Source organism: Roseovarius salincola (genome assembly GCF_026891095.1).
In the GTDB taxonomy this organism is placed as follows: Bacteria; Pseudomonadota; Alphaproteobacteria; order Rhodobacterales; family Rhodobacteraceae; genus Roseovarius; species Roseovarius salincola.
In genome coordinates this window covers 44,263-69,855 of sequence record NZ_JAPTNL010000013.1, presented here as the reverse complement: position 1 = coordinate 69,855, position 25,593 = coordinate 44,263, and the positions used below count along the sequence as shown (strand labels likewise).

The window sequence follows — 25,593 nt, the reverse complement described above, 5'->3', positions numbered from 1 at the left end:
TCGCTTTGCGCCCGGCGCTGCCGCATTCGCGGCTTGCGCGACTCTGTCGGTTGGGTCAGGATCGGGGTCCGAGGTGCCCGCGTTCTGCGGGAGAATTGGGAAGCCGGTGCAAACCCGGCGCTGCCCCCGCAACGGTCAGGATGGGGGATGCGGCCTTGGCCACTGGATCGCGCGACGATCCGGGAAGGCGCCGTATCCGATCCCGCCAAGCCCGGAAACCAGCCTTGGACCAACGTCAAGCCGCGGGGGGCGGTGCGGGCGCCTGGCCCTTCCATGCAATGGCGGGGCCTTGCCGTCGGTTCTTTCCCTTCGCCCCAGACGGCCCGGGGTGTGGCCGCAGGATAGAACGCGATGTGTGTGACCCGGATCATTGATGGGTTGGAAATGAGCGAGGCGACGGGCCGGGAGGCCGATATCGCCGCGCGCATGGGGCTTCTCAAGTGGATTTTCGACAAGGCGGGCAGCGTGAGCCCCGCCGAAGCGCGCGCCGCGCTGCAAAGCCCGGCGGCGCAGAACCCGGTCAGCCCGGCGGCGCGCGCCTTTGTGGGGTTCCTGACGGATGCCAGCTTGTCGCTCAATCGCCGGGCGGGTGGGCGACGCCGTGCGCGCGGGCGGTTGAATTAACCGCCAAGCGGCCGCAGGCCGCACCACCGGGTGATGAAGAGCGCGATCACCTCGGTCGTGCGTTGCACCGAGGCCAGATCGACCTTTTCGTCAAAGCCGTGGATGCTTTCGGCGACGGGGCCGTAACAGAGGCTTGGGATGCCGTGGTAGAGCCCGTAAAAACGGGTATCGGTGAGTGCGGTCCACGAGTCCTCGGGCAGGCCGGCATCGCCGGTGACGGCGCAATGCGCCCCGGCCAGCGCCGCCTCGGGTTCGGCGGCATTTTCGAGCGCGTAGCCATCGGCCATGAAACCGGTCCATTCGATCTCGGGCGGGTTGTCGCGCAGGAAGGGATGCTCGGCGGCGGCCTCCTCGATAATGGCGATGATCTGCGCGCGGCGCTCGGACACGACGTCGCCGGGCAGAAGCCCCATGCGGCAATCCACGTCGCACCAGGCGGGCAGGCTCGAGGTCCAGTCACCGCCCGCGATCTTACCGGCGTTGAAGTTGACCGGGTGGTTGACATGCTTGTAAAGGGGGTGGCGGGCGGCGTCCTCTTCGTTCCAGCGCGCTTCCATCTTCTGGAGGGCTGCGATCAGGTGCATCGCGGCGGTGATGGCGCTTGAACCAGTGCCCGCATAGGCCACATGGGCGGGGCGGCCACGCACCTTCAGGCGGAACCAGATCGCGCCGACCTGCGCGCGCACCAGCCTGTGTGCCGTGGGTTCGGGGATGAAGGCGCAATCGGCCCGGTAGCCGCGCGCCAGCGTGGCCAGAGCGCCGAGTCCCGAGCTTTCCTCTTCGACGACAGATTGGTAATGCAGCCGCCCGGCGGGGGCATAACCCGCGCGCTGCAGCGCATCCACCGCGAAGAGGGCCGCGACCTTGCCCGCCTTCATGTCGCCCGCGCCGCGCCCATACATCCAGCCATCGCGCGTTTCGGGCGCGTAGGGCGGGCTTTGCCACATGCCAGGCGGCCCCTCGGGCACCACATCGAGATGGCCTTGCAGGATGAGCGAGCGCCCTTCGGGGGCTTGGGCGCTGTCGGGATCAAGCGTGCCCACGACCGAGCGCACCGAGGCGACCTCGCCGGCGCAGTCGCAAAACCCGGGCTCGTCGCGCAGCGTGTCGATCGGCGCGGTCCAGTCATCGACCTGCCAGCCACGCGCCCGCAGCGCACCGGCCATGAAATCGAGCGCGGCGTCTTCCTGGCCGCGGCGGCTGGGAATGCGGGTGAAACTGGTGAGGAAACGGACCTGGCGGTCGAAACCGTCGGCAACGGCGGAAATGATGGCGTCGCGCAGCGATGGATCGTCGGGGGAAAGGGTCATGTCTCGATGTCCTGATGGGGCTGCGCGGGATACGAGCAGAGATCAGCGAGGACAGTCAAGGGATTGGCGGAAAAGAAAAGCGGCGGTGCCAGGGAGGAGGAGAGGCACCGCCGCTTCATTTTACGAGCAGCCCAGGGAGGAGGAGAGGGCCTTTCGCAATCTGTACGGGTCCGAAGACCCGGGGTCTTAATGGCGGCGGCCCAGGGAGGAGGAGGGGGCCGCCGCCGTTCACAGATGCCTCAGGGAGGAGGAGAGAGACATCTGAATTCTCAAATCAGTTCAATCGCGCGTCCCGTAGACGACTTCATGCGCCTTGGCGCGAATGCCCGAGCGGGCAATCCCGAGATCCGCCAGCGTGCGGTCGTCCAGCTTGCGCAGTTCGTTCAGGGTGGTGCGATAGATGCGGTAATCCGCGAAGCGAAGCATCATGTGATGCAGCGCGGCGCTGAACTCCAGGCCGAGACCGGTTTCTGCTGCGCGGGTGTAGGACGCATAGGTCATTTTCGTTACTCTCAGGCTTCCGGCTGCGTTGCATGCCGTGTGTGTCGTTGTTGATATGAAGATAGCTAAATGCTGCGCCTGCACAATCCCCATCTCGAGCAATGCTGCTATGCAGCGAATGCATAAGCCACTATGACGTAACGTTAATCTCGAGTTCCATTTTTTGGGCGCTTCATGTCTGGCATCGGCGCTGGCATTTGTCTGTGGCGTGAAAACTGCCTCCTCTTGCAGCACCAGTAAGCGGAGATTGGGCATGTCGGAAACGCGCGGCGAAATTCCTGCGGCGTTCGAGCGGCTGAAGCTGCCGGGCGGTTGCGCGATATCGCGTGACATGGTGCGCGCGATCAGTGTCGAGAACGCTCAGATGCGATTCGTTCTGAAGCGCCGATCCCCCCACGACCCGGCAGCTGGAACCCGCGCGTGCCGCCGCCGAGCGGGTCGCGCATGTCCCGAATACCTGGCCTGCGCAAAAGCCCGCCGCAACGGCCCGCGGATCGCTGGCCATCCCACTGGCGGACATGGCCTTGATCTGGCGCGGTCCGATACTGATGGGGGCGTTGCAGCGGATGCTGAGCCAGGTGGATGCGGTGATCCGGATGTGCTGATCGAGAACATGAAGGCCGTCCATCGCCCCGAATGCGGCCATGAGGCGCGAAAGCTGTGTATCCCCTGCCTTGCGGCCTTGCCCATTTTTATAGACGCGGCTCGCCTGAAACGCGGCATTCAGTCCGCCCCGGGGCGCTCCACCGCCACCAGCCCGAGGTCGCGCGCCGAATCGAGCGACAGCACCCCGGTCGCCAGCCCGCGCGGCGTCTGGAAGGCACGCACGGCGGCGCGGGTGCGGGCATCCATTTGGCCGTTGACCGGGCCCTGGTAGAGTCCGCGCACCTTGAGCGCGCGTTGCAGCGAGGCGATGAAGTCCGGGGTGCGCGCATCCTCGCAGGGGGCGCGGAACCAGGTCACCTCGCGTTCGCGCAGAATGGCCTGCCGGGTTTCGGTCCGGTAGACGGCGGCCTTCTGCGGCTGGCCTTCGGTCGTGTAGCTGGCGGGGTCGAGCAGCACCTGTTCGGTGACGGTCTCGACGACCGCCGGGGTGACCTGCTTGCCCCAGCAGGTGCCCGGCGCGGCACCGGGTGGCGCCTCGCGCAGGCTTTGCGCCAGAGCGGGTTCGCGCGGTGGCTGGCCGGAGGTGCAGGCGGCGGCGATGAGGGTGGCCCAAAGAAGGGCAATGGAACGGGGCGTCATGCTCGGGCCTCGGGGCGGTGTTTTGCGGCCACTCTAGACGGTTTCACACCGCCGGGGAAGCGGCGGCGCGGCGGCGCGCGTTGTTGCGTCAATCGGTTCGAACAAATGCGGAACACGTTGATTTTGTCGCAACCCGGCCCTGCAAGGGTCGCAAATCGGTCTGGTCTGGACTAAATGGCTTGGCTAGGAACCCTACCAGTTCGGCACGTTTGAAAGAGAGCAAGAGTTCATGGCGAAGATCACCTATATCGAGCATAACGGCACCGCGCATGAGGTCGATGTGGCCAATGGCCTGACCGTGATGGAAGGCGCGCGCGACAACAACATTCCCGGCATCGAGGCCGATTGCGGCGGCGCCTGCGCCTGTTCGACCTGCCATGTCTATGTCCATCCCGACTGGGTCGAAAAACTGCCCGGCAAGGACGACATGGAAGAGGACATGCTGGATTTCGCCTATGAGCCCGATCCGCAGCGCTCGCGCCTGACCTGCCAGATCAAGGTCACCGATGATCTTGACGGGCTGGTCGTGCAGATGCCCGAGAAGCAGATCTGATGGCGCGGGCGGGGTGGCTTGCCGGCGGTGTCGCAGGGATTGTGATGCTCTGTGCGCCCGCCCTTGCACAAGAGATCACCGGCGCCACCTACGCCGAGCCGACCACGCGCTACGAACACGGCGTGCTTGGCGACGAGGTGGAATGGGGCGCACTCAGGCTCGATCTTTCGGATGGCCGCCAGCTGACCCTGACCCTGCCGGAGACTCACGTCTTTGAGGATATCGCGCCGCGCCTTGCCGATGTGAACGGTGACGGTGCGCCCGAGGTCATCGTCGTCGAGGCCAACCTTCGTCTTGGTGCGCGGCTGGCTGTCTGGGGCCCCGAGGGGCGGCTGGCAGCGACGCCTTATCTGGGGCGTCCGAATCGCTGGCTCGCTCCGGTGGGCGTGGCCGATGTCGATGGCGACGGCATGCCCGAGATCGCCTATATCGACCGGCCCCACCTGCTCAGGCTGCTCCGGGTCTGGCGTCTTGAGGACAACAAGCTCGTTCATGTGGCGGATGCGCCCAACCTGACCAATCACCAGATCGGCTGGGATCACATCCCCGGCGGAATCCGCGATTGCGGGGATGGCCCCGAGATCATCGTCGCCAGCAGGGATTGGTCGCGGGTCATGGCCGTGCAATTCGTGAATGACCGCCTTGAAAGCCGCGTGGTCGGCCCCGCCACCGGCCCCGACAGCCTGAACGCCGCCCTGACCTGCCGCTAGGCTTCATCTTGCCGGAAATACTCCGGGGAGCGCGAGGGGCCGCGCCCCTCGCATCGGTCGGATCGCATCAGCGATCCGAGCCCTTGCCGCTCAGAGCGCCCGCCAGCCGATATCGCGGCGGCAGAACCCTTCGGGCCAGTCGATCCTGTCGACCATCGCATAGGCCCGGTCGCGCGCCTGCATCAGCGACGCGCCGCGCGCCGTGACGTTCAGCACCCGCCCGCCCGCGGCGACGATCTGGCCGTCCTTTTGGGCGGTGCCCGCATGGAAGACCATGTGAAAACTGTCCTCGGCGCAATCCTCCAGCCCCTTGATCAACGACCCCTTCTCATAGGCGCCCGGATAGCCTTTGGCGGCCATCACCACGGTCATGGCGTGATCGTCGGCCCAGTTGACGCGCGCCTCGCCAAGGCGCCCTTCGGCGGCGGCCTGCATGAGGTCCAGCGCCTGCGCGCCAAGGCGCATCATCAGCACCTGGCATTCCGGATCGCCGAAGCGGACATTGTATTCCACCAGCCGGGGTTCGCCGTTCTCGATCATCAGCCCGGCGTAAAGCACACCCTGATAGGGTGTGCCGCGCCGCGACATTTCCGCGAGGGTGGGGCGGATGATCCTGTCGAGCGCCTTCTCGGCGATCGCGTCGGTCAGCACGGGGGCGGGCGAATAGGCGCCCATGCCGCCGGTGTTGGGCCCGGTATCGCCTTCGCCGACGCGCTTGTGGTCCTGTGCAGTGCCGATGGGCAGCGCGGTTTCACCGTCGCAGAGCACGAAGAAGCTGGCCTCTTCGCCGCGCATGAACTCCTCGATCACCACCTCGGCCCCCGCCGCGCCGAATTCGCCGGCGAACATGTCGTCGATCGCGGCCAGCGCCTGATCCTCGGTTTCGGCCACGATCACGCCTTTGCCTGCGGCCAGCCCGTCGGCCTTGACCACGATAGGTGCGCCATGCTTTCGGATATGGTCGCGTGCGGCGTCGGCCTCGGTGAAATGGGCATAGGCGGCCGTCGGCGCGCCCGCCGCGTCGCAGATCGCCTTGGTAAAGCGTTTGGAGGCCTCAAGCTCGGCCGCTGCCTTCGAGGGGCCGAACACCAGTATCCCTGCATCGCGCAGCCGGTCGCCGACACCGGCGGCCAGCGGCGCCTCGGGACCGACGATCACGAAGTCGATGGCGTTGGTGTCGCAAAAGCCCGCCACCGCGCCGCCATCCTCGATATCGAGCGTGGCGCATTCGGCGATCTGCGCGATCCCTGCATTGCCGGGCGCCACGATCAGCTTGTCGCATTTGGGGTTCTGCATCACTGCCCAGGCGATGCTGTGTTCGCGCCCGCCGCTGCCGAGGATCAGGATGTTCATGGCGCCGCTCTCTCCTGCTTGGCCTTGGATCACAGGCGTTCTAAGGTGGCGTGCAGGCAGACACAAGGCGCAGGCATGTCCGATCTGATCGACGATCCCCTGGAGGGCGAGAACGCCCCGGAATTCTCGGTGTCCGAAATCTCGGGCGCGGTAAAGCGCGTGATCGAGGGCGAATTCGCCCATGTGCGGGTAAAGGGCGAGGTCGGGCGCGTCAGCCGGCCGCGTTCGGGCCATGTCTACATGGACCTGAAGGATGACCGCGCCGTGCTGGCAGGGGTGATCTGGAAGGGCGTGGCGACGCGCCTTTCGGTGCAGCCCGAGGAAGGGATGGAGGTGGTGGCCACCGGCCGCCTGACCACCTTCCCCGGCCAGTCGCGCTATCAGCTGGTGATCGAGGATATCAAACCGGCGGGCACGGGCGCGCTGATGGCGATGCTGGAAAAGCGCAAGGCGCAACTGGCCGCGGAGGGGCTGTTCGCGCCCGGGCGCAAGCGCCCCTTGCCCTATCTGCCCGAAGTGATCGGGGTGATCACATCGCCCTCGGGCGCGGTGATCCGTGACATCCTGCACCGCCTGCGCGACAGGTTCCCGCGCAAGGTGCTGATCTGGCCCGTCGCCGTGCAGGGCGAGAGATGCGCGCCCGAGGTGACCCGTGCGATCCGGGGCTTCAACCAGTTCACGCCGGGGGGCGCCTTGCCCCGGCCCGACCTTCTGATCGTGGCGCGCGGGGGCGGCAGTATCGAGGATCTCTGGGGATTCAACGAGGAATCGGTGGTGCGGGCCGCTGCCGAAAGCGACATCCCGCTGATTTCGGCGGTGGGGCATGAGACCGACACGACGCTGATCGACCATGCCGCCGATCAGCGCGCGCCCACCCCCACGGCGGCGGCGGAACTGGCGGTGCCGGTGCGGCTGGACCTCTTGGCCTGGTGCGACAAGCAGGAGGCGCGGCTGACCCATGCGCTGACATCGGGTGTCGGCGCGCGCGGCCAGCGGCTGCGCGATCTGGCGCGCGCGCTGCCAAGGCCCGAGCGCCTGCTCGACACGCCGCGCCAGCGGCTGGATGCATGGTCCGACCGGCTGCCCGCCGCGCTGACCAGCCGGGTGCAAAAGCGCCGGGTCCGGCTGTTCGAAGTGTCGGGTGCGCTGCGTCCGGGCCTGTTGCAGTCGCGGCTGACATCGCGGCGCGATCTTTATGGTTCATGGGCGCTGCGGCTGGCGCCTGCGCTGCAACGCATGGCCGACGCGAAGCGCGAATCCCTGAACCGTCGGCTGGACCGGTTGAGCCTGCGCCCGATCCGGCGCGACATCACCCAAAAGCGCGAGCAGCTGGACCGGATCGGCCAGCGCCTGTCGGATGCGGGGCAGCGACAGATCAAAGGCTGGCATGAGCAGATCACGGCGATGGATCGCCTGCGCGAGACATTGGGCTACAAAGCGACGCTGAAGCGCGGCTATGCCGTGGTGCGCGGCGATGGCGCGGTGGTCACGACACGCGAAGCCGCCGCGCATGCAACTGCGCTGGAGATCGAATTCGCCGATGGCCGGCTTGATCTGGCGGGTGGTGGCGGCGGGGACGGGGCGGACGCCGCGCCCAAAGCGCCCCGGAAGGCGACTTCCAAGCCCGCCCGCAAGGCGGGTGGTGCGAAATCCGACCCCCCCGATCAGGGCAGCCTGTTCTGAGGCGGGGCGATCGCGCTAGACGCCGATTTCCGGCCCCGGACAGGACAGCGGCTCGTCGCTTTGCTCGACCTCGTAAAGCTCGCTTGCGAAAGGGTCGTTCACGAAACGTGCGACCAGCCCGCCGGGGCCTTTGGTGAAGGTCCAGCATTGCGGCTCGGGGCGGTTCTCGTAGACGAAACAGATCTGGCCGGAGTCCTCATACCATTCGCCTTCCTGGCATTCGCCATCGAGGAAGGACCAGCGCACGCGCCGGTCGCTCAGGTATTCCTCGGCGCCGTAAGCTGTGCCGTTGCTGCCATAATAAAAGGTCTTGCCACGGGTATAGGCGTCAAAGGCGTCGGCGCTCATCACCTCTTGCGCCCGCAGCGGCGGGGCAAGGAACACAAGGCTCAGGGCCAGGAGCGGGATCAGGCGCGGCATGGGGACAGTCTGGCAGAGACGCGCGGCGCAGGCCAGACGGTTCGGGTCACGTTTCAGAGGGGTCAACGTTTCCGGGGGCGCATATGTCGCTTTTGGCCACGCGTGGCGGTGTCGTGCTATGTATCTGTCGGCACGAAAGCAATTCGGAGACGCGCAGAATGGCACTCGACGAACGCAAGGGCGTCTGGAAATCGGGCAAGGGCAAGGGGCGTCACACCCCCAAGGGCCGCCAGTTGGAGGATCAGGCCTGGCAGGAGGTCTGCGATCTGCTGGGCGATGCTCCGCGCCGGCGCGATCTGTTGATCGAGTATCTGCACCTTGTCCAGGACAGGTTCGGCCATCTGTCGGCGGCGCATCTGCGCGCGCTGGCCGAGGAAATGCGCATCGCGCAGGCCGAGGTCTACGAGGTGGCGACGTTCTATGCCCATTTCGACGTGGTCAAGGAAGGCGAGAGCCCGCCGCCCGCGCTGACGATCCGGGTCTGCGATTCGCTCAGCTGCGAACTGGCGGGCGCGCAGCAGTTGAAAGCGGCGCTGGAAGAGGGGCTGGACCCTGCCGAGGTGCGGGTTCTGCGCGCCCCCTGCATGGGGCGCTGCGATACCGCACCGGTGCTGGAGCTGGGGCATCACCATATCGACGCGGCCACGCCTGAAAAGGTGCGCGAGGCCATCGCGGCGGGCGACACCCATGCGCATATCCCCGGTTACGAGGCGCTTGACGCCTACCGCGCGGGCGGCGGTTACGAGGTGCTGGAACAGCTGCGCAAGGGTGGCAATTTCGAAACCGTGCAGCAAAGCCTGCTGGACGCCGGTGTGCGCGGTCTTGGCGGCGCGGGGTTTCCGTCGGGCAAGAAATGGGGCTTCGTTCGCGCGGAAGCCGGGCCGCGCTACCTCGCCGTAAATGGAGATGAGGGCGAGCCGGGCACCTTCAAGGATCGCTTTTACCTTGAGCGCCAGCCGCATGTTTTTCTTGAGGGAATGCTGATTGCCGCCTGGGCGGTCGAGGCCGAGACGTGTTTCATCTACATGCGAGACGAATATCCCGCGGTGCTGGAAATCCTGCGCCGCGAGATTGCGGCGCTTGAGGCGGCAGGTCTGGTCGAAACGGGCTATATCGACCTGCGGCGCGGTGCCGGGGCCTATATCTGCGGCGAAGAGTCGGCGATGATCGAATCGATCGAAGGCAAGCGCGGATTGCCGCGCCATCGCCCGCCTTTCGTGGCTCAGGTCGGGGTGTTCGGCCGCCCGACGCTGGTCAACAATGTCGAGACGCTTTATTGGGTCGCGCGGGTGCTGCGCGAGGGCGGCGATATCCTGTCGGGTGTCGAGCGCAACGGCCGCAAGGGGCTGCGCTCCTATTCGGTGTCGGGGCGGGTGAAAAAGCCCGGCGTGCATCTGCTGCCTGCGGGGTCGACCATCACTGACATCATCGAGGCCGCCGGCGGAATGCTGGAGGGCCATGTCTTCAAGGCCTATCAGCCGGGCGGGCCGTCTTCGGGGTTGCTGCCCGCGTCGATGGACGACGTTGCGCTTGATTTCGACACGCTCCAGCCGCATGGCAGTTTCATCGGCTCGGCGGCGGTTGTGGTGTTGTCGGATCAGGATTCCGCCCGCGCGGCGGCGCTCAACATGCTGCGGTTCTTCGAAGATGAAAGCTGTGGTCAATGCACACCCTGCCGGGTGGGCTGCGAGAAGGCGGTCAAGCTGATGCAGGCCGACCGCTGGGATCAGCCATTGCTGGAAGAGCTGTGCCAGGCGATGGGGGATGCCTCGATCTGCGGGCTGGGGCAGGCCGCGCCCAATCCGATCCGCCTGACGATCAAGCATTTCCCCGACGAGGTCTGAAAACGCGCCGCAGGCTTCCATATCGCCGCGATCCGCATTAGGTGAGAATTGACAAGCGGATCGGAGGGCGCATGGCGTTTTTCAAGAAACTCAAGGAGCGGCTTTTCAAGTCGTCGTCCAAGCTCGAGGACGGGCTGGATGCGATCGTCGAAGAGGGCGGCGAGCATGAAGAGATCGCCGCGCCTGCCGAGCCGGAACCTAGGCCCGACCCGCAGCCCGAGCCCGAACCGGAGCCTGCGCCCGAGCCGGAACCCGAGCCAGAACCACAGCCCGAGCCGGAACCGCAGCCCGAGCCGGTGCCTGTGCCGCAGCCGGAACCGGCGCCACGACCCGCGCCTGAAGAACTGCCCGAGCCGCCCTCCGAGCAGCCCGCGCCGCCACCGCGCGAAGTGCCAGACCCGACCCCGCAGGAAGCGCCCGCACCGGCGCCCGAGCCAGCGCCTGCGCCGACGCCCGTGGAAATCCCCGTGGAAGACGCCGTCGAAGCCCCCGCCAGATCCGCGAAGCCGGGGATCCTTGGGCGGCTCCTGGGCCGTGGCGAGGCCAAGACCGTCACCCGCCGGGTGCTTGATGACGACATGCTCGAACAGCTTGAGGAGCTTTTGATCAGCGCCGATATGGGGGTCGATACCGCCTTGCGCGTGACGGCCAACATGGCCGAGGGGCGCATGGGCAAGAAGCTGTCGACGCAGGAGATCAAGAGCCTTCTGTCGCAGGAGATCACCCGCATCATGGAGCCGGTGGCGCGCCCTATGCCGCTATATCCCAAGGTGCCGCAGGTGGTGCTGGTGGTCGGGGTCAACGGCTCGGGCAAGACCACGACGATCGGCAAGCTGGCCAGCCAGTTCAAGGCCGCGGGAAAGCAGGTGGTGATCGCCGCCGGGGACACGTTCCGCGCCGCCGCCGTGGAGCAGTTGCAGATCTGGGGCGACCGTGCCGGGGTGCCGGTGCTGACCGCGCCCGAGGGATCGGACCCGGCGAGCCTGGCCTATGACGCGATGGAAAAGGCGCAGGCCGATGGTGCGGATCTGTTGATGATCGACACGGCCGGGCGCTTGCAGAACCGCGCCGACCTGATGGAGGAACTGGCCAAGATCGTCCGGGTCATTCGCAAGAAGGACGAAAGCGCTCCGCATAACACGCTGCTGGTGCTGGATGCCACGACCGGCCAGAACGCGTTGAGCCAGGTCGAGACCTTCCGCAAGCTGGCCGATGTATCGGGGCTGGTGATGACCAAGCTGGACGGCACCGCCAAGGGCGGTGTGCTGGTGGCGCTGGCCGACAAGTTCGGCCTGCCCATTCACGCCATCGGCGTGGGCGAGCAGATTGACGATCTGGCGCCGTTCGATCCCGAGGAATTCGCAGATGCGCTGACCGGCCTGGACCGGTCATGAGTCAGTCCGAAGGCGCGTCCTGCTCGGCATCGCCCGTGGGTTCGGCCGTCTTGAGCGCGAAGAGCACGACCAGAACGATCGCCGTCGCCATGAGCGCCAGTGGCATCTGCCCTGCGCCGCAGGCCAGCCCGATCGCCCCGGCCAGCCACATCGACGCGCCGGTGGTGATGTTGTGGACCTGCCCGCGCGAGGTGAAGATCGTGCCCGCCGCCAGGAAGGCGACGCCGGCTGTCACCGCCTCGATCAGGCGCAGCGGATCGACGCGGAGCGCATCCTTGTCGCCAAAGGGGACATGCGCAAGCTGCTGGCTGACGATGATGAACAGGCAGGCGGCGATCGAGACCAGCATATGCGTGCGCAGCCCGGCCGGCTTGCGCACCCATTCGCGCTCGAACCCGATCAGCCCGCCAAGCACCAGCGCCGCCATGAGCCGCGTGGCGGCAACCAGGGGCGGCACGGCGGCGAAGGTGCCGGAAAGCTCTTCTGAGATCACGTCGAGCGCCTGTTCGATCATCAATCCTCCGTCAGGCGAATCCCTGCCATCATCCAACCCTAGCAGGTTTGCAGCATGGGTGCAGTGACATGGGGTTGAGCGCCTGGCTGATATCGCTCGAGGGGACGGCGGCAGGGCATCATCTGGCCATGGCGCTGGCGCTGCTGGCGGCGCTTTTGCATGCGGTGTTCGGCGCGCTTCAGAAAGGCCGCCACGATCCCTGGCTGAGCCGGGGCGCGATCGACGGGAGCTATGCGCTGATGGCCGCGCCCTTCGCGTTCTTCGTCGTGCCCTGGCCCGAGCCGCATATGTGGCCGATCTTTGGCTGGGCCTTCGCGATCCACCTGGCCTACAAGATCCTGCAGGCCAATGCCTATGTGAAGGGCGCCTATACGGTGGTCTATCCCGTGGTGCGCGGCACCGGCCCGTTGTTCACCGTGATCGGCGCCTATCTGCTGTTCGGCGAGCGCTTCACGCCGGTGCAATGGCTGGGCGTGGCGGTGTTGCTGTCGGGCATCTACGGGCTTGCGGTCTATAATCTGCGCAATCTTGAGGTGAACCGCGAGAATCTGCCCGCTGCGCTGATGCTGGCGGTGGCGACGGGGATGTTCGTGGCGCTTTACACGACCTATGATGCCTATGGCATCCGCGCGTCGGCCGATCCGTTCACTTTCCTGGCGTGGTTTTTCATGATCGACGGGATCGTGCTGCCGTTCTATGCGCTGCTGCGATGGCGCCGCATGCCCGCGCCACCCCATCCGGGGCCGCTCTTGCTGCGGGGCATGGTCGGGGGCGTCGTGGCGTTCTTTTCCTTCGGGTCGATCATGCTGGCGACGCGGCTGGACAAGGTGGGCGAGGCGGCGGTGCTGCGCGAGACATCGACGGTCTTTGCCGCGCTGATCGGCTGGCTGGTGCTGCGCGAGACCGTCGGGCCGCGCCGGATCGCCCTTATGGCATTGATCGCGGCGGGCGCTGTGATAGTTGAGTTGGGCGGATAGGAGACGAGGCCTGTGATGGAAGAGCGAAAGATCAATCCGATGCTGAAGACCGGGCTGGAGTTGGGGCCTATTCTGGCGTTCTTCGCCGCTTACCTCATGCTCAAGGACCGGATTTTCACCATCGCGGGGACCGAATATGACGGTTTCATCGTGGTCACTGCGGGGTTCATCCCGGTGTTCCTTGTGGCGATGGGACTGCTGTGGCGGCTGACCGGGCACCTGTCGAAGATGCAGGTGGTTACCGCTGTTCTGATCGTGGTGTTCGGCGGGCTGAGCGTGTGGTTCAACGATCCGCGCTTTTTCAAGATGAAACCGACGATCATCTACCTCATGTTCGCAGGGGTGCTTGGCGCCGGGCTTTTGAGGGGACGTTCCTGGCTGCAATATGTCATGGATGGCGTGATGCCGCTTTCGGACAAGGGTTGGATGATCCTGACCCGGCGGCTGGCGCTGTTCTTCTTCGGGCTGGCGATCCTGAACGAGTTGGTCTGGCGGACGATGAGCGAGGAAAGCTGGGTCTATTTCAAGACGTTCGGCCTGACGGCGGCGATCTTCCTGTTCTTCATGGCGCAAGGGCGGCTGTTTCGCGATTACGGCCAGCAGGACGAGGAAGGCTGAGCGCGGCACCGTCGCATCGCCAACGGTTTCTCGGAAAGTGCAAATCGCTGCCCGGTTTTCGACAGATTCCATGCCTATCCCAAAGGGATGATAAGCAATCTTTCCACCCGCCTCTGGTTCGCCACGACATCAATTCCCGCGATCCGGGCCGAGAACATCCTGCCTGTCCTGACGATGCTGATCCTGTGGATCGGCCTTCGGCACATGGGGGTGCAGGAAGAGCGCGCCTTTGTCATGGCGGTGGTCGTGGCCGAGGCCTATGCGATCTGGCGCAATCTGCCGGATGCGGCCTTCAGTCTGCGCAAGGTGCGCAGCGGCAAGCCCGGCATGCTGATGTGGCCGGTGCTGGGTTTGGTGACGCTGGCGGCGGTTCAGCTTTGGCTGAACGATCCGCTGTTCACGCAGCGTGTGCTGAGCGGCATGTGCGTCTTTTTCCTGGTCATCATGATCCTGGGAATCCGGCGTGAAAAGGACATGCTGGAACGGGTGGTGCCGCAGCAGAGCGCCGATGGCAAGCCGGTCGAGCGTGTCAGCCTGTTGCGCGTCAACGCGTTGGCGGCAGCGATGGTGATCGCGGTGAACGAATTGCTGATCGCGGGCGAGACGCTGGCGGTCTGGATCACGGTGATGCCGGTCTTCGTGCTGTTCCTGCACGGGTTCTACTGGTTCATGGTGCTGATGGTGTTGCCGCCCCAGGAAAAAGTCGCCTGATCCGTCAGGTCGCGCTGCGCCGCCAGCCGGGCAGGGCGATCTCGGGGCAGGGCGGGCGCAGGATGCGCGACCAGCGCGGCTCGGGCTCGGCGGGCAGGGCTGCGCGCAATTGTGGCAGCGGCAGTGCTTCGGGTGCGCGCAGCAAGGCGCGGTAGAACGGGAACACGCCGGGGCGCAGGTAGGACGACCAGTGACAGATCCGCGCCTTGGGGGGCTCGATTTCGAAGCCCGCGCGCGCCAGCGCCGTCAGGGTGTCGGGATGATCCAGTTGCAGCGTCAGCGTTTTCGGCATTGCAGGCAGGCCGTGGCCAAGGCTGCGGTCGCCGTGCACCGGCGGCGCGACCAGCCGCTCCAGCAGAAAATCGAACAGGTCGTTCTCGCGGCTGGTAACGTTGATGATCTCGGCGCTGCGCCCTGCGCCGCGGCTGAGCGCCTCGGCGGCGCGGCTGCCGAATTCCGCGCCTGAGAGAAGGATCGCGCGGGCGACGCGCCCCTCGGGCAGGCGTTTGAGCGCCCCCAGAACGACACGCGCGCCCAGAGAATGCGCCAGCAGGTGCAGCGGCCTGTCGGGCGCGATCCGGGCAATCATCCCGATCAGACGCGCCAGCGTGGCGCCGGCGATCTCGGCCTGTCGGTAGGCCTGCCAGATGGTCCCCCGGCCCGGCCAGCCGAAGGCGATGGCCGTGCCTTCGTCGTGCTGCCCCGCGCCGAAGCCAAGGCCGCGCGGCCAGCTCATGGCTTTCCAGCTGCGGCAGGCGGGATCGAGCGAGAGGATGTGCTGGTGCGGGCAGTCGAGCCCGTGACCGGGCGCGAATTTGTAACCGTGGGTCATGATCACGACCGGACCGTGCCCGTGGCGCAGCGCCTGCGCCAGCGCGGGGCCGAGGGGGGTGGCCGGCCCGGCGTGAAGGACGGGGCCATCGGGGCCTGAATTGATATGCAGTAAGGGCATGATGCTCGAGTCGCCACTACATCTGGTAGCTTCGAGGTAGAGGACGACTACGACGGTTTCTTGAATGAAATGTAAAAGACACGAGACGGTGTTGACGCGCCACGCGGCCAGGGGTAAATCGGCGGCGTGGCGATTTGTTACCGGATTGCGGGCCACGTAAAACAACTCCGCTAAAGAGGTCAGGATGAAAGCCCCCTTTCGCTTGACCGCGACGGGGGTTTTTTCATTTGGGCCGGGCGCCCAGGAGGATGACGATGGACGAGGATTGGAAGACGCGCACGAAGCTGGTGCATGGCGGCACGCGCCGCAGTCAGTGGGGCGAGGTCAGCGAAGCCATCTTCATGACCCAGGGCTTTGTTTACGAGAGTGCCGAACAGGCAGAGGCGCGGTTTCTTGAGGCCGGCCCGGATGAGTTCATCTATGCGCGATACGGGAATCCGACGGTTGCCATGTTCGAGGAGCGCATCGCGGCGCTGGAGGGTGCCGAGGACGCCTTTGCCACCGCCAGCGGTATGGCGGCGGTCAGCGGGGCGCTGACCTCGATGCTCAGGGCGGGAGATCACGTGGTGGCGGCGCGGGCGCTGTTCGGTTCCTGTCTTTACGTGCTTGACGAGGTGCTGACCCGGTTCGGGGTCGAGGTGACATTCGTCGACGGGCCGGACCTGGAGCAGTGGCGCGCGGCGATCCGCGAGGACACGCGCGCGGTGTTTTTTGAATCGGTCGCCAACCCGACGCTGGAGCTGGTGGATCTCGGGGCGGTCGCGGCGCTGGCGCACGGGGTCGGCGCGACGGTGATCGTGGACAATGTTTTCGCGACACCGGTCTTTTCGCGCGCTATCGCGCAGGGCGCCGATGTGGTGGTCTATTCGGCAACCAAGCATATCGACGGGCAGGGGCGTGCGCTTGGCGGCGTGATCCTGGGCACGCGCGACTTCATCCGCGGCACGGTCGAGCCCTACATGAAGCATACCGGCGGCTCGATGTCGCCCTTCAACGCCTGGATCATGCTCAAGGGGCTTGAAACAATCTCGCTCAGGGTCGAGGCGCAGGCCGCGACGGCGCTCAAGTTGAGCGAGGCGCTTGAGGGCCAAAAGGGCCTCGTGCGCACGATCTATCCGGGCCACCCCAGCCATGCGCAGCACGAACTGATGCTGCGCCAGATGGGCAAGGGCGGCACGGTGGTGGCACTAGAGATCGAAGGCGGGCAGGCGGGGGCGTTCCGCTTTCTGAACGCTCTCAGGATCGTTCTGATCTCGAACAATCTGGGCGATGCCAAGTCGATTGCCACGCATCCGGCGACCACCACGCACCAGCGCCTGCCCGAGGACCAGAAGGCCGCTCTGGGGATCACACCGGGGCTGGTGCGCCTGTCGGTGGGGATAGAGGACAGCGAGGATCTGATCGCCGATATCGTACAGGCGCTGGAGGCCGCGCGGGAAAAGGAATGATCCATCCGGTCGTTTCCGGCGTATTTCCTTTCGAAATTGGAAATATTTCCGCCGCGTGATTAGATATCACGGGCACCGGGACATAAGGGGCCAGAAATGAACATCCATACGCGGGAAATGTCGGACATGCCGGATCGCGAGGAAGCCAAGGCGGCGCTGGAACGTCTGCGGGCCTGGGCCGGGCAGGCCACGCCCGAGGAGGTTGCGGATCTCGATCCCGCGATCGCGCGCCTGTTGCCCGGGCGTGACCGGCGCAATTATCCCGACTTGTCGCGCACCTATCCCGAGAATTTCGAGGTCGACACGGCTTATCGCAATTCGATGCCCGACCTGCAGAACGGCCCCAGCTCCCTGATCCGTGGCGCCAAGCAGCATTTGCAGCATGTAGGGATTTCGAATTTCCGGCTGCCGATCCGCTTTCACACCCGTGACAATGGCGATCTGACATTGCAGACCTCTGTGACCGGCACGGTGAGCCTTGAGGCGGGCAAGAAGGGTATCAACATGTCGCGCATCATGCGCAGCTTCTACCGCCATGCGGAAAAGACCTTCAGCTACGAGGTGATGGAAGCGGCGCTGGACGATTACATCTCGGATCTGGACACGATCGACGCGCGGTTGCAGATGCGGTTCTCCTATCCGGTCAAGCTGGCCTCGCTTCGGTCGGGGCTGGAAGGGTACCAGTATTACGATATCGCGATGGAACTGGCCGAATTCGACGGGGTGCGGCGCAAGTTCATGCATTTCGACTATGTCTATTCCTCGACCTGCCCCTGCTCGCTTGAGTTGAGCGAACATGCCCGCGAGACCCGCGGACAACTGGCGACGCCGCATTCGCAACGCTCGGTGGCGCGGATTTCGGTCGAGATCACCGGCGCGGAAATGCTGTGGTTCGAGGACCTGATCGAGATTGCCCGCAAAGCGGTGCCGACCGAAACGCAGGTGATGGTCAAGCGCGAGGACGAGCAGGCCTTTGCCGAGCTCAATGCCGCCAACCCGATCTTTGTCGAGGACGCGGCGCGGCTGTTTTGCGAGCAATTGCTGAAGGACGAGCGGATCGGCGATTTCCGCGTCGTCGCCAGCCATCAGGAAAGCCTGCACAGCCATGACGCGGTAAGCGTGCTGACCGAGGGCGACACCTTTGCAAGCGACAGCATCGACCCGCGCCTGTTCAGCACTTTGTTTCACGTCGGCTGAAGCCTTGGTTGCGCGCAGCAGGGTTTGTGCGACTGCCTCATTCTTATGCAGTATCCGCGATGATGCGCGTTTTGCGGTCATGGCGGGGCGGCGCGCGCGCCTGCGGGGATTCGTGACGCGGGGCGTGGGGTGGGGTGTTTTATCCTCATGTTACAGACGCGGCTTAGCGTCAGCACTATATTCAAGACCCCGAGGAGAGACTGATGACATTTGTTACAACGCCCCTCATGCTTTCGGCTGCGGGCATGCGCCTGTGTGGCTACTTCATCGAAACTAATCTGCGCGTCGCCCAGGAATTCGGGCGCGCGGCTTTTCAGAACAATCCGTTTGTAGTGGGGGTGCGTGTCAAACCCTCGGTTTCAGCGACGCCGCCCGCTGCGGCGGCCCCGCGTGTCAAGGCGCAACCCAATACGCCGGCAAGAGCGCGCTCCAAGGTCAGCCCGCCCGCACAACGCAAGGCGCCGCGTCCGGCACCGGCTGCCGGTGCGCCCGCCAAGGTGAAAGCCGAAGCCAAGGCCGAAACCAGACCGGCCCCAGCGCCCGCTGTCGACGCAGATCAATCCAAACGACCGCGGGCACCATCAAAGCCTCCGGCCATGCCGGCCTCCAAAAGCGCCGCGATGACGGATGCACCGGGGTCGGACCAGACCTGACGCGCGCAAGTGCCTTGCGCTGAGCGCATCACGGGCATGAGGAATCGTCGGTGGTAAAGTCAGTGTTGCTGACCTAGCTTTGGAGTGGGGAGGAAACCTGAAAGCAACGACAGCTCGTGAGGTTTCCAAAATGACGACACTGACCACCAATATTTCGCATGCACCCGAAAGGCTGCTCGAAAAGCTGAAAAGCATGTTCGCAGCCCTTGCAGTCGGGTTCGAAGCGCATGCGCATCACGCATCGCGCCGCGATCAGATCGAGGCGCTCGAGGCCAAGACCGACGAGGAACTGGCCGGTATAGGTGTGCGGCGCGAAGATATCGTGCATCACGTTTATCGCGATCTGTTCTACGTCTGATCGCCTGAGCGGACGCCGCCCGGCCGGTTCGCCCGGTCGGGCGCGGTATCCTGCTTGACAGCGGCACGGGGTGAGGCCAACTCTGCGCGTCATGTTTGATATGCGCCCCGTGGGATATGTTGTCGGCCTGCTGGTCATGGCGCTTGGCGTTGCGATGCTGTTGCCGATGCTGGTCGATATCGCCCAAGGCCTCGGCCATTGGGCAGTGTTCGCCGAAAGCGCGATCCTGACCATCCTGATCGGCAGTCTTGTGGCGCTGGCCTGCCGCAACGGCGTGCGCGCCGGGCTGACCATTCAGCAGACCTTTCTTCTGACCACCGGCGTCTGGTTCATCCTGCCGTTATTCGGGGCGCTGCCCTTCATTCTGGGCGCGACCGAAGCGCGGCTGGTGGACGGGGTGTTCGAGGCGATGTCGGGCCTGACCACCACCGGGTCGACGGTCCTGTCGGGGCTGGAAGAACTGCCCAAGGGGCTGCTGTTGTGGCGCGGTATCATGCAATGGTTGGGCGGGATCGGGATCATCGTCGTGGCCATGGTGTTCCTGCCCGAACTGCGGGTCGGCGGGATGCAGGTGTTCCGCTCGGAAGCCTTTGACACGATGGGAAAGATCCTGCCGCGCGCTACGCAGATCGCATCCAGCATATCGACCATCTATGTGGCGATCACCCTGCTTTGCGTCGCCGCCTACATGCTGACCGGGATGAACCCGTTCGACGCCACGGTTCATGCGCTGACCACCGTTTCGACAGGTGGGTTCGCGAATTACGACGCCTCTTTCGGGCAGTTTACCGGCCCTGCGGAATGGGTCGCGACCGTGTTCATGATCCTGGCGGCGCTGCCTTTCGTGCGCTATGTGCAGATGATCGCGGGCAACCGCTCGCTTTTCCGTGACAGCCAGGTGCAGGCCTTCCTGCTGACTATCGCGATCCTGGTGGTGGTGGCGGCCTCGGTCCTGATGTCGATCTTTCCGCATCACCCCGAACAGGCACTGCGCGAGGCGGCCTTCAACATCACCTCGATCATCAGCGGCACAGGCTATGCCAGCGTGGATTACATGGGCTGGGGATCGTTCCTTGTGTCGCTCTTCTTTTTCGTCGGGCTGATCGGGGGCTGTGCGGGATCGACCACCTGTTCGGTCAAGATATTCCGCTACCAGATCCTGTTCGCTTCGGTCAAAGCGCAGCTTGGCCGGATCCATTCGCCCCACGCGGTTCTTACCCCACGCTTCCAGGGCCGAAGGATCGAGGATGACGTTCGAAATTCGGTGATGACCTTTTTCGTCTTTTTCATCGTCTCGCTTGGCGTGTTCGCGGTGGCGCTCGGGCTGACGGGGCTGGATTTCGTCACATCGCTTTCTGGCGCCGCGACAGCGCTTGCCAATGTCGGCCCCGGCCTTGGCGACATCATTGGACCTGCGGGCAATTTCGCTCCGCTCAACGACGCCGCGAAATGGATCCTGATCTTTGCCATGCTTATCGGGCGGTTGGAGATCATGGCCGTCTTCGTGCTTTTCACACTCAGCTTTTGGAGAAACTGATGACTTCCCGTCCCCTTGGTGCACAGATCAGCCACATGCTCAAATCCCGTGGCGTCGATACGATCTTCGGCATTCCCGGCGTTCACAACCAGGAAATGTATCGTGGCATCGAAGAGGCGGGGATCAGCCATGTGCTGGCCCGCCACGAGCAGGGCGCGGGTTTCATGGCCGATGGCTATGCGCGTGCCAGCGGCAAGCCGGGGGTGGCCTATGTGATCACCGGGCCGGGGCTGTGCAATATCATGACGCCGATCGGGCAGGCCTATTCGGACAGCGTGCCGATGTTGGTGATTTCCTCCTGCCTTGACGAGACAGCGGCGCGGCGCGGGCAGTTGCACCAGATGAAGGATCAGGCGGGCGCGGCGCGCACCGTGGCCGACTGGTCCGAGACCGCCGGGTCGGCGCAGGCTGCCTACGACCTCATTGACCGGGCGATGGCCGAGTTCGCGCTGGCGCGCCCGCGCCCCAAGGCGCTGTCGGTGCCGATCCACCTGCTTGAGGGTAACGCCCCGCCCGCGCCGCCGCGCCAGTCGCAGGTCGTGGCAGGCAACGCGCTGCCCGACATGAGCGCGGCGATCGAGGCGCTGCGCGGGGCGCGCCGCCCGCTGATTGTGGCCGGGGGCGGCGCGCGCGGCGCGGCGGCGGGTCTCAACCGGCTGCGCGCGGCGCTTGGGGCAGCCTGTTTCACCTCCTATGCCGGGCGGGGTATCTTTGCGCCGGGCACGCCACTGTTTTACGGCAGTTTCCTCGCGCGGCCCGGATCGGCCGCCGAGATCGCCAAGGCGGATGTGGTTCTGGCGGTGGGCAGCGAATTGGCCGAGGTCGATCACTGGCGTGACCAGCTTGGCCATGAGGGCACGCTGATCCGAATTGATATCGACCCCGAGGTCCTTTCGGACATGCAGCGCGCCGATATCGCCATCGCGGCGCGGGCCGAGCCCGCGATCGCGGCGCTGTGCGATGCCATCGCGCCTGGCGGCGAAAGCGCCTGGAAGCAGGGCGAGATCGACGCGGCGCGCGGGCGCTGGCAAAGCGAGGTAGAGGCGCAGCTTCCCGGTATCGGAGCTATCTGCGCAACGCTGCGCGAGAGCATGCCCGAAGACACGATGATCTTTTCGGACATGACGCAGATCGCCTATGCCTCCAACGAGATATGGGAGCTGGACGCGCCGGGGCTCTGGCATCATCCCAACGGTTTCGGAACGCTTGGCTATGCTATGCCGGCGGCGATCGGCGGGGCGGTGGCGCGGCGTGGCCTTCCGACCATGGCCATCGCGGGCGATTACGGTTTTCAGTATACGCTGCCCGAACTTGGCGTCGCGGTGGAACTGGAACTGCCTTTGCCGATCCTGCTATGGGATAATGGCAAGCTCAAGGAGATCGAGGATCACATGATCCGCTCGCAGATCGCGCCCAAGGCAGTCGAAGCCCACAATCCTGATTTCTGCGCCCTGGCGCAGGCCTATGGAGCCAAGGCCGAGGCGCCTCAAACCCTTGATGCACTGGCGCGCGCGGTGACACAGGCGTTCAGCGCCAAGGGGCCGACGCTGATCCGTGTCAGATCGGATATTGTCTGAGGTTTATTCCCAGCAGCTGACCAGAACAGTCATGCCCGCGGCGCGGTCGGTCAGCGCCTCGGGCGGCATCTGGCCCGTATCGGATGTCTTGGCGGGCGTGATTCCGGCCTCTTCCAGCAGGCGCCTGAGTACCGCGTTGTCGGCGGCAAAGCTGACGCCCTGCGGCAGTTTGCGCTCATCGCGCCGGTTGGGCAGCAACATGCCCAGGACCGCGCCTCCGGCATCCACGACCGGGCCGCCTGCGTCGCCGTCAAGCGCGTTGAGCGCGAGGCGTTTCACGTTTTCCTCGCCGTCGAGTCCGTGCAGGTCGGCCAGCTGCCCGAAGGTCAGGGTCGGCGCACCCAGCACGCCGCCATAGGAATAGCCGGCCACGGCGATGTCCGACTGCAGGCGCGGCACCGCCTGTTGGAACGCGGCCACGGCGATCGGGGCCAATGTCTCGAGCGGGCGCAACACGGCGATGCCCAGCCCGTCGTCGCGGGTGGCGACTTCGGCCTCGTGATCGTCGTCGATGGTGATGCGCGTGCAGCCCTCGACCACGTCGGCGGTGGTGACGACCGTGCCGCCCTGATCCACATAAAAGCCCGAGCGGTTCAGCCGCGGTTTGCGGATCTCGAGGCCCGACACGAGGTCGAGATTCTGCGAGGCGGAGCCCGCGGCCGGGTCCAGCACGCCGTCAAGCCGCGTAAAGCTGTCCTGCATCCGGCCCAGCAGGCGGGTGCGGCGCTCTTCGTCGCCGGCGGGCCAGATCAGCGTAAAGCCCTTGATCTCGCCATCCTCCAGCCAGGCTTGCGCATGGGTGATCCGCAGCGCGCCTTCACCGATCAGCGTGAAGCTGTCGCCATCAAGCGAGCGCGGGCCGGTCTCGGGGACGACCCTGAGCGTCTGCATGATGTCGTAAAGCCCCGCCAGCGTATCTTGCGTGCCTTGCTGGCTGATCAGAAGAACGCGCGCATTCACATCGCCGGTGGCGACGTAATGGGCGAAGGGCGGTTCGTATTTCTCGAAGGCGACGAATTCGGTGGGCATCTCGATGGCGATGCCGGCATCCGCGTCGCGCACCAGTTCAAGGCCCAGCCCTTCGAGCACCGCGTTATACTGAGCCAGAAGCTCGCTGCGCTGACGGCTGGTCAGGATGCCGGTGGTGTCATGGCCGTTGGCCTCTTGCCAGCGGGCCATGGATGCGCGGGTGCCGCGTCCGAAGGCGGCGTCTATGGCGCCGTTGTAATGGCCGGCCCATTGCAGGGCCTCTTGCAGGCCGGCTCGTTCTTCGCGGGTCAGCCCGCGTTCGCTGGCACGGGCCTCGGCTGGGGTTTCATCGGGCGGCTCGATCGCGGCGGGGGAGTCCTGCGGCGCGGGGTCGATCGCTTCTGTGGTTTCGGTTGCCTGCGCTGCCGCGTCGTCTTGCGCCGTGTCGGTGAAAGGGGCGTTCAGATCCAGGGGCGGCTGGTTCAGCGCATTGGCTCCGATGGGCCAGAATTGCTGGCTGTAATCGGAACTGCGCGCGATATAGCTGTCGCGCGGGATCAGCCCCTGAAGGCGCAGGCTGCGCAGGATACTTTCGGCATCGTCGCGGACATAGGGGCCAAGCGCCACGGCATACCAGCCGCCGCCAAGCGAAAATCCGTTCACGTCTTCCAGCTGCGCGGCGTAGTCGCGGATCCGCATGCGGGCCTCGGCGAGGCTGGGCTGGGCCTCGATCTGAACCCAGACGGGCTCGCCCTGCTGCGCGCGTGCGTCCGGCGCCACAAGAAGACATGCGCAAACCAACGCGATAAAAATCCGTACCATGAAGACCCCTTGCCCCTTGCCCGCCGTGTTCTGAAAGCTGCTTCAAAACCTTTTAGCAAATCTGCACCGGCATGCACCCAAAAATATGGTGAGCGGCGCAATTGACCCTGCCCTGCGGGGGCCGTAGGTAAGAGCGGCGATTTTCAGGGTGGGACCGGAGACGATCATGGCGGACAAGACCAGCAAGCCGCGCAGTTTTCAGGAGGTCATCCTGCGTCTGCAAGCCTATTGGGCGGCGCAGGGCTGCGCGATGATGCAGCCCTATGACATGGAGGTCGGGGCGGGCACCTTTCATCCCGCGACGACGCTGCGCTCGCTTGGCTCGAAGCCCTGGGCGGCGGCCTATGTGCAGCCCTCGCGCCGCCCCACTGACGGGCGCTATGGCGAAAACCCCAACCGGTTGCAGCACTATTACCAATATCAGGTGCTGATCAAACCCAGCCCGCCCGATCTTCAGGCGCTTTACCTGGGCAGCCTAGAGGCGATCGGTATCGACATGGCGCTGCATGACATCCGCTTTGTCGAGGACGATTGGGAAAGCCCGACGCTTGGTGCCTGGGGGCTTGGCTGGGAAGTGTGGTGCGACGGGATGGAAGTGAGCCAGTTCACCTATTTCCAGCAGGTCGGCGGGCATGATTGCCATCCGGTATCGGGCGAATTGACCTACGGGCTTGAGCGTCTGGCGATGTATGTGCTGGGCGTCGATCATGTGATGGAGATGCCGTTCAACGATCCCGGCGCGCCGATCCCGCTCAGCTATGGCGACGTGTTCCGCCAGACCGAACAGGAATACAGCCGCTGGAATTTCGATGTCGCCAATACCGAGGTTCTGTTGCGCCATTTCCAGGAGGCGGAGGCCGAATGCGAAGCGATCCTCGCGCAGCCCGCCGATGACCCCAAGACCGGCCAGCGCATCATCATGGCGCATCCGGCCTATGACCAATGCATCAAGGCCAGCCATATCTTCAACCTGCTCGATGCGCGCGGTGTGATTTCGGTCACCGAGCGGCAGGCCTATATCGGCCGGGTGCGGGCGCTGGCAAAGAAATGCGCCGATGCCTTTGTCACAACCGAAGCAGGGGGGCATGCTGCCTGATGGGAAAGATTCTTTCAGTCGCGATCCTGCTGAGCGCATTGGTGGCGGGCGTGGCGCTTTATTACCTCCAGGTCTACGCCTTTTACGATGAGGTGCCGGGCAATGGCCGCGACGATGTGCGGATGACGTCGCTTGAATCGGGTGAGCCGGAGGTGATCCTATACGACGACTTCCGGGCGATCGATTCCGACAGCTCGCCGATCCGCTACCGCGCTTGTTTTTCCACCGGGTCAAGCCATGCGATGCTGAGCGAAACCTATGAAGCCTACGAGAGGGCCGAACCGCGGGTCGCGCCCGAATGGTTCGACTGTTTCGACGCCGAGGCAATCGGTGCGGCGCTGGAACAGGGCAGCGCGCTGGCCTTTCTTGGCCAGAAGGACATCGAATACGGGATCGACCGGGTGGTTGCCGTCACCGAGGACGGGCGCGGCTATGTCTGGCACCAGATCAACCCTTGCGGCGAGGTCGTGTTCGATGGCCAGCCCGTGCCAGAAGGCTGCCCCGAACCCCCGAATGGGAACTGATTG

At 65.3% G+C, this 25,593-nt stretch carries 24 protein-coding genes and 2 riboswitches; of the genes, 16 read left to right on the top strand and 8 right to left on the bottom strand.

The window, feature by feature from the left end:
• Nucleotides 1-54 precede the first annotated feature (54 nt).
• Nucleotides 55-241: riboswitch (cobalamin riboswitch) on the top strand.
• 143 nt (nt 242-384) lie between these two features.
• Nucleotides 385-624, top strand: a complete 240-nt coding sequence (locus tag N5A93_RS14070) for a hypothetical protein (RefSeq protein ID WP_268955736.1) — start codon at nt 385-387, stop codon at nt 622-624.
• Here the strand turns inward: N5A93_RS14070 and N5A93_RS14065 are convergent.
• From N5A93_RS14065 to N5A93_RS14055, 3 genes are all read right to left on the bottom strand, one after another.
• On the bottom strand, nt 621-1,934 hold the full coding sequence (locus tag N5A93_RS14065) for an ArgE/DapE family deacylase (protein WP_268955735.1): 1,314 nt from the start codon (nt 1,932-1,934) through the stop codon (nt 621-623). The two genes, N5A93_RS14070 and N5A93_RS14065, sit on opposite strands and share 4 nt — an antisense overlap.
• Before the next feature lie 279 nt (nt 1,935-2,213).
• The gene (locus N5A93_RS19510) at nt 2,214-2,768 is read right to left on the bottom strand and encodes a DUF1127 domain-containing protein (protein ID WP_328406776.1); all 555 of its coding nucleotides are present in this window, start codon (nt 2,766-2,768) and stop codon (nt 2,214-2,216) included.
• A 390-nt stretch (nt 2,769-3,158) separates the two neighbouring features.
• Nucleotides 3,159-3,680: a peptidoglycan-binding domain-containing protein gene (locus N5A93_RS14055; RefSeq protein ID WP_268955734.1), complete on the bottom strand. Its 522-nt coding sequence runs from the start codon at nt 3,678-3,680 to the stop codon at nt 3,159-3,161.
• Nucleotides 3,681-3,909: 229 nt separating this feature from the next.
• Here N5A93_RS14055 and N5A93_RS14050 point away from each other — a divergent pair, with 229 nt between their 5' ends.
• Both N5A93_RS14050 and N5A93_RS14045 read left to right on the top strand, forming a co-directional pair.
• Nucleotides 3,910-4,233, top strand: a complete 324-nt coding sequence (locus N5A93_RS14050) for a 2Fe-2S iron-sulfur cluster-binding protein (protein WP_268955733.1) — start codon at nt 3,910-3,912, stop codon at nt 4,231-4,233.
• Nucleotides 4,234-4,277: 44 nt separating this feature from the next.
• The gene (locus N5A93_RS14045; protein ID WP_268955732.1) at nt 4,278-4,943 is read left to right on the top strand and encodes an FG-GAP repeat domain-containing protein; all 666 of its coding nucleotides are present in this window, start codon (nt 4,278-4,280) and stop codon (nt 4,941-4,943) included.
• A gap of 90 nt (nt 4,944-5,033) precedes the next feature.
• On the opposite strand, the gene purD is transcribed toward N5A93_RS14045, so the two are convergent.
• A complete protein-coding gene (purD, locus tag N5A93_RS14040) occupies nt 5,034-6,296 on the bottom strand; it encodes a phosphoribosylamine--glycine ligase (protein ID WP_268955731.1) in 1,263 nt (420 codons plus the stop codon).
• A gap of 75 nt (nt 6,297-6,371) precedes the next feature.
• Here purD and xseA point away from each other — a divergent pair, with 75 nt between their 5' ends.
• The gene (gene xseA / locus N5A93_RS14035; RefSeq protein ID WP_268955730.1) at nt 6,372-7,979 is read left to right on the top strand and encodes an exodeoxyribonuclease VII large subunit; all 1,608 of its coding nucleotides are present in this window, start codon (nt 6,372-6,374) and stop codon (nt 7,977-7,979) included.
• 15 nt (nt 7,980-7,994) lie between these two features.
• On the opposite strand, the gene N5A93_RS14030 is transcribed toward xseA, so the two are convergent.
• Nucleotides 7,995-8,399, bottom strand: coding sequence for a hypothetical protein (locus N5A93_RS14030; RefSeq protein ID WP_268955729.1), 405 nt, complete (start codon nt 8,397-8,399; stop codon nt 7,995-7,997).
• Between the two features lie 158 nt (nt 8,400-8,557).
• Here N5A93_RS14030 and N5A93_RS14025 point away from each other — a divergent pair, with 158 nt between their 5' ends.
• Nucleotides 8,558-10,243 carry an NAD(P)H-dependent oxidoreductase subunit E gene (locus tag N5A93_RS14025; RefSeq protein ID WP_268955728.1) on the top strand — a complete coding sequence of 562 codons (1,686 nt, stop codon included), beginning with the start codon at nt 8,558-8,560 and terminating at the stop codon, nt 10,241-10,243.
• Between the two features lie 71 nt (nt 10,244-10,314).
• Nucleotides 10,315-11,637 carry a signal recognition particle-docking protein FtsY gene (ftsY, locus tag N5A93_RS14020; protein WP_268955727.1) on the top strand — a complete coding sequence of 441 codons (1,323 nt, stop codon included), beginning with the start codon at nt 10,315-10,317 and terminating at the stop codon, nt 11,635-11,637.
• A 1-nt stretch (nt 11,638) separates the two neighbouring features.
• Here the strand turns inward: ftsY and N5A93_RS14015 are convergent, their stop codons facing one another.
• Nucleotides 11,639-12,151: an MgtC/SapB family protein gene (locus tag N5A93_RS14015; RefSeq protein WP_268955726.1), complete on the bottom strand. Its 513-nt coding sequence runs from the start codon at nt 12,149-12,151 to the stop codon at nt 11,639-11,641.
• A 74-nt stretch (nt 12,152-12,225) separates the two neighbouring features.
• Here N5A93_RS14015 and N5A93_RS14010 point away from each other — a divergent pair, with 74 nt between their 5' ends.
• The 3 genes from N5A93_RS14010 (at nt 12,226) to N5A93_RS14000 (ending at nt 14,457) form a co-directional block, all read left to right on the top strand.
• Nucleotides 12,226-13,128, top strand: a complete 903-nt coding sequence (locus N5A93_RS14010; RefSeq protein ID WP_268955775.1) for an EamA family transporter — start codon at nt 12,226-12,228, stop codon at nt 13,126-13,128.
• Between the two features lie 15 nt (nt 13,129-13,143).
• Nucleotides 13,144-13,746: an inner membrane-spanning protein YciB gene (locus N5A93_RS14005; protein ID WP_268955725.1), complete on the top strand. Its 603-nt coding sequence runs from the start codon at nt 13,144-13,146 to the stop codon at nt 13,744-13,746.
• Between the two features lie 87 nt (nt 13,747-13,833).
• Nucleotides 13,834-14,457, top strand: coding sequence for a hypothetical protein (locus N5A93_RS14000; RefSeq protein ID WP_268955724.1), 624 nt, complete (start codon nt 13,834-13,836; stop codon nt 14,455-14,457).
• Nucleotides 14,458-14,461: 4 nt separating this feature from the next.
• Here N5A93_RS14000 and N5A93_RS13995 read toward each other — a convergent pair whose 3' ends face one another.
• The gene (locus N5A93_RS13995; protein ID WP_268955723.1) at nt 14,462-15,409 is read right to left on the bottom strand and encodes an alpha/beta hydrolase; all 948 of its coding nucleotides are present in this window, start codon (nt 15,407-15,409) and stop codon (nt 14,462-14,464) included.
• Nucleotides 15,410-15,525: 116 nt separating this feature from the next.
• Nucleotides 15,526-15,604, top strand: a riboswitch (SAM riboswitch).
• A gap of 59 nt (nt 15,605-15,663) precedes the next feature.
• Here N5A93_RS13995 and metZ point away from each other — a divergent pair.
• The 5 genes from metZ to N5A93_RS13970 all read left to right on the top strand — a co-directional run bounded on the left by metZ (nt 15,664) and on the right by N5A93_RS13970 (nt 22,179).
• Complete coding sequence (gene metZ / locus N5A93_RS13990; protein ID WP_268955722.1) at nt 15,664-16,857, top strand: O-succinylhomoserine sulfhydrylase; 1,194 nt, start codon at nt 15,664-15,666, stop codon at nt 16,855-16,857.
• Between the two features lie 96 nt (nt 16,858-16,953).
• Nucleotides 16,954-18,054, top strand: coding sequence for a GTP cyclohydrolase FolE2 (folE2, locus tag N5A93_RS13985; RefSeq protein ID WP_268955721.1), 1,101 nt, complete (start codon nt 16,954-16,956; stop codon nt 18,052-18,054).
• A gap of 783 nt (nt 18,055-18,837) precedes the next feature.
• Nucleotides 18,838-19,065 (top strand): hypothetical protein, encoded by a 228-nt coding sequence (locus N5A93_RS13980; RefSeq protein WP_268955720.1) that lies wholly within the window; start codon nt 18,838-18,840, stop codon nt 19,063-19,065.
• Between the two features lie 91 nt (nt 19,066-19,156).
• Entirely contained in the window at nt 19,157-20,602 is a 1,446-nt protein-coding gene (locus N5A93_RS13975; protein ID WP_268955719.1) for a TrkH family potassium uptake protein, read from the top strand.
• A complete protein-coding gene (locus tag N5A93_RS13970) occupies nt 20,602-22,179 on the top strand; it encodes a 5-guanidino-2-oxopentanoate decarboxylase (RefSeq protein WP_268955718.1) in 1,578 nt (525 codons plus the stop codon). Before N5A93_RS13975 ends, N5A93_RS13970 begins: the two co-directional genes overlap by 1 nt.
• 3 nt (nt 22,180-22,182) lie before the next feature.
• Here N5A93_RS13970 and N5A93_RS13965 read toward each other — a convergent pair whose 3' ends face one another.
• Nucleotides 22,183-23,970 carry a trypsin-like peptidase domain-containing protein gene (locus N5A93_RS13965; protein WP_268955717.1) on the bottom strand — a complete coding sequence of 596 codons (1,788 nt, stop codon included), beginning with the start codon at nt 23,968-23,970 and terminating at the stop codon, nt 22,183-22,185.
• Nucleotides 23,971-24,136: 166 nt separating this feature from the next.
• Between N5A93_RS13965 and N5A93_RS13960 the strand changes: the two genes are divergently transcribed.
• Together N5A93_RS13960 and N5A93_RS13955 are read left to right on the top strand one after the other, a co-directional pair.
• Nucleotides 24,137-25,066, top strand: a complete 930-nt coding sequence (locus N5A93_RS13960) for a glycine--tRNA ligase subunit alpha (RefSeq protein WP_268955716.1) — start codon at nt 24,137-24,139, stop codon at nt 25,064-25,066.
• The gene (locus tag N5A93_RS13955) at nt 25,066-25,590 is read left to right on the top strand and encodes a DUF6446 family protein (RefSeq protein ID WP_268955715.1); all 525 of its coding nucleotides are present in this window, start codon (nt 25,066-25,068) and stop codon (nt 25,588-25,590) included. The genes N5A93_RS13960 and N5A93_RS13955 overlap by 1 nt, the downstream gene beginning before the upstream one ends.
• Nucleotides 25,591-25,593: the final 3 nt, after the last annotated feature.

Excerpts from the sequence above, each read along its gene's own strand:
- N5A93_RS14065 (WP_268955735.1), bottom strand. The coding sequence starts at position 1,934 with ATGACCCTTTCCCCCGACGATCCATCGCTGCGCGACGCCATCATTTCC.
- folE2 (WP_268955721.1), top strand. The coding sequence starts at position 16,954 with ATGAACATCCATACGCGGGAAATGTCGGACATGCCGGATCGCGAGGAA.
- N5A93_RS13995 (WP_268955723.1), bottom strand. The coding sequence starts at position 15,409 with ATGCCCTTACTGCATATCAATTCAGGCCCCGATGGCCCCGTCCTTCAC.
- N5A93_RS14005 (WP_268955725.1), top strand. The coding sequence starts at position 13,144 with ATGGAAGAGCGAAAGATCAATCCGATGCTGAAGACCGGGCTGGAGTTG.
- N5A93_RS13980 (WP_268955720.1), top strand. The coding sequence starts at position 18,838 with ATGACGACACTGACCACCAATATTTCGCATGCACCCGAAAGGCTGCTC.
- N5A93_RS14070 (WP_268955736.1), top strand. The coding sequence starts at position 385 with ATGAGCGAGGCGACGGGCCGGGAGGCCGATATCGCCGCGCGCATGGGG.
- N5A93_RS13970 (WP_268955718.1), top strand. The coding sequence starts at position 20,602 with ATGACTTCCCGTCCCCTTGGTGCACAGATCAGCCACATGCTCAAATCC.
- ftsY (WP_268955727.1), top strand. The coding sequence starts at position 10,315 with ATGGCGTTTTTCAAGAAACTCAAGGAGCGGCTTTTCAAGTCGTCGTCC.
- metZ (WP_268955722.1), top strand. The coding sequence starts at position 15,664 with ATGGACGAGGATTGGAAGACGCGCACGAAGCTGGTGCATGGCGGCACG.
- N5A93_RS14050 (WP_268955733.1), top strand. The coding sequence starts at position 3,910 with ATGGCGAAGATCACCTATATCGAGCATAACGGCACCGCGCATGAGGTC.
- xseA (WP_268955730.1), top strand. The coding sequence starts at position 6,372 with ATGTCCGATCTGATCGACGATCCCCTGGAGGGCGAGAACGCCCCGGAA.
- N5A93_RS13965 (WP_268955717.1), bottom strand. The coding sequence starts at position 23,970 with ATGGTACGGATTTTTATCGCGTTGGTTTGCGCATGTCTTCTTGTGGCG.
- N5A93_RS14015 (WP_268955726.1), bottom strand. The coding sequence starts at position 12,151 with ATGATCGAACAGGCGCTCGACGTGATCTCAGAAGAGCTTTCCGGCACC.
- N5A93_RS14045 (WP_268955732.1), top strand. The coding sequence starts at position 4,278 with ATGCTCTGTGCGCCCGCCCTTGCACAAGAGATCACCGGCGCCACCTAC.
- N5A93_RS14030 (WP_268955729.1), bottom strand. The coding sequence starts at position 8,399 with ATGCCGCGCCTGATCCCGCTCCTGGCCCTGAGCCTTGTGTTCCTTGCC.
- N5A93_RS14000 (WP_268955724.1), top strand. The coding sequence starts at position 13,834 with ATGATAAGCAATCTTTCCACCCGCCTCTGGTTCGCCACGACATCAATT.
- N5A93_RS13955 (WP_268955715.1), top strand. The coding sequence starts at position 25,066 with ATGGGAAAGATTCTTTCAGTCGCGATCCTGCTGAGCGCATTGGTGGCG.
- purD (WP_268955731.1), bottom strand. The coding sequence starts at position 6,296 with ATGAACATCCTGATCCTCGGCAGCGGCGGGCGCGAACACAGCATCGCC.
- N5A93_RS13975 (WP_268955719.1), top strand. The coding sequence starts at position 19,157 with ATGTTTGATATGCGCCCCGTGGGATATGTTGTCGGCCTGCTGGTCATG.
- N5A93_RS14025 (WP_268955728.1), top strand. The coding sequence starts at position 8,558 with ATGGCACTCGACGAACGCAAGGGCGTCTGGAAATCGGGCAAGGGCAAG.
- N5A93_RS14055 (WP_268955734.1), bottom strand. The coding sequence starts at position 3,680 with ATGACGCCCCGTTCCATTGCCCTTCTTTGGGCCACCCTCATCGCCGCC.
- N5A93_RS13960 (WP_268955716.1), top strand. The coding sequence starts at position 24,137 with ATGGCGGACAAGACCAGCAAGCCGCGCAGTTTTCAGGAGGTCATCCTG.
- N5A93_RS19510 (WP_328406776.1), bottom strand. The coding sequence starts at position 2,768 with ATGTCACGCGATATCGCGCAACCGCCCGGCAGCTTCAGCCGCTCGAAC.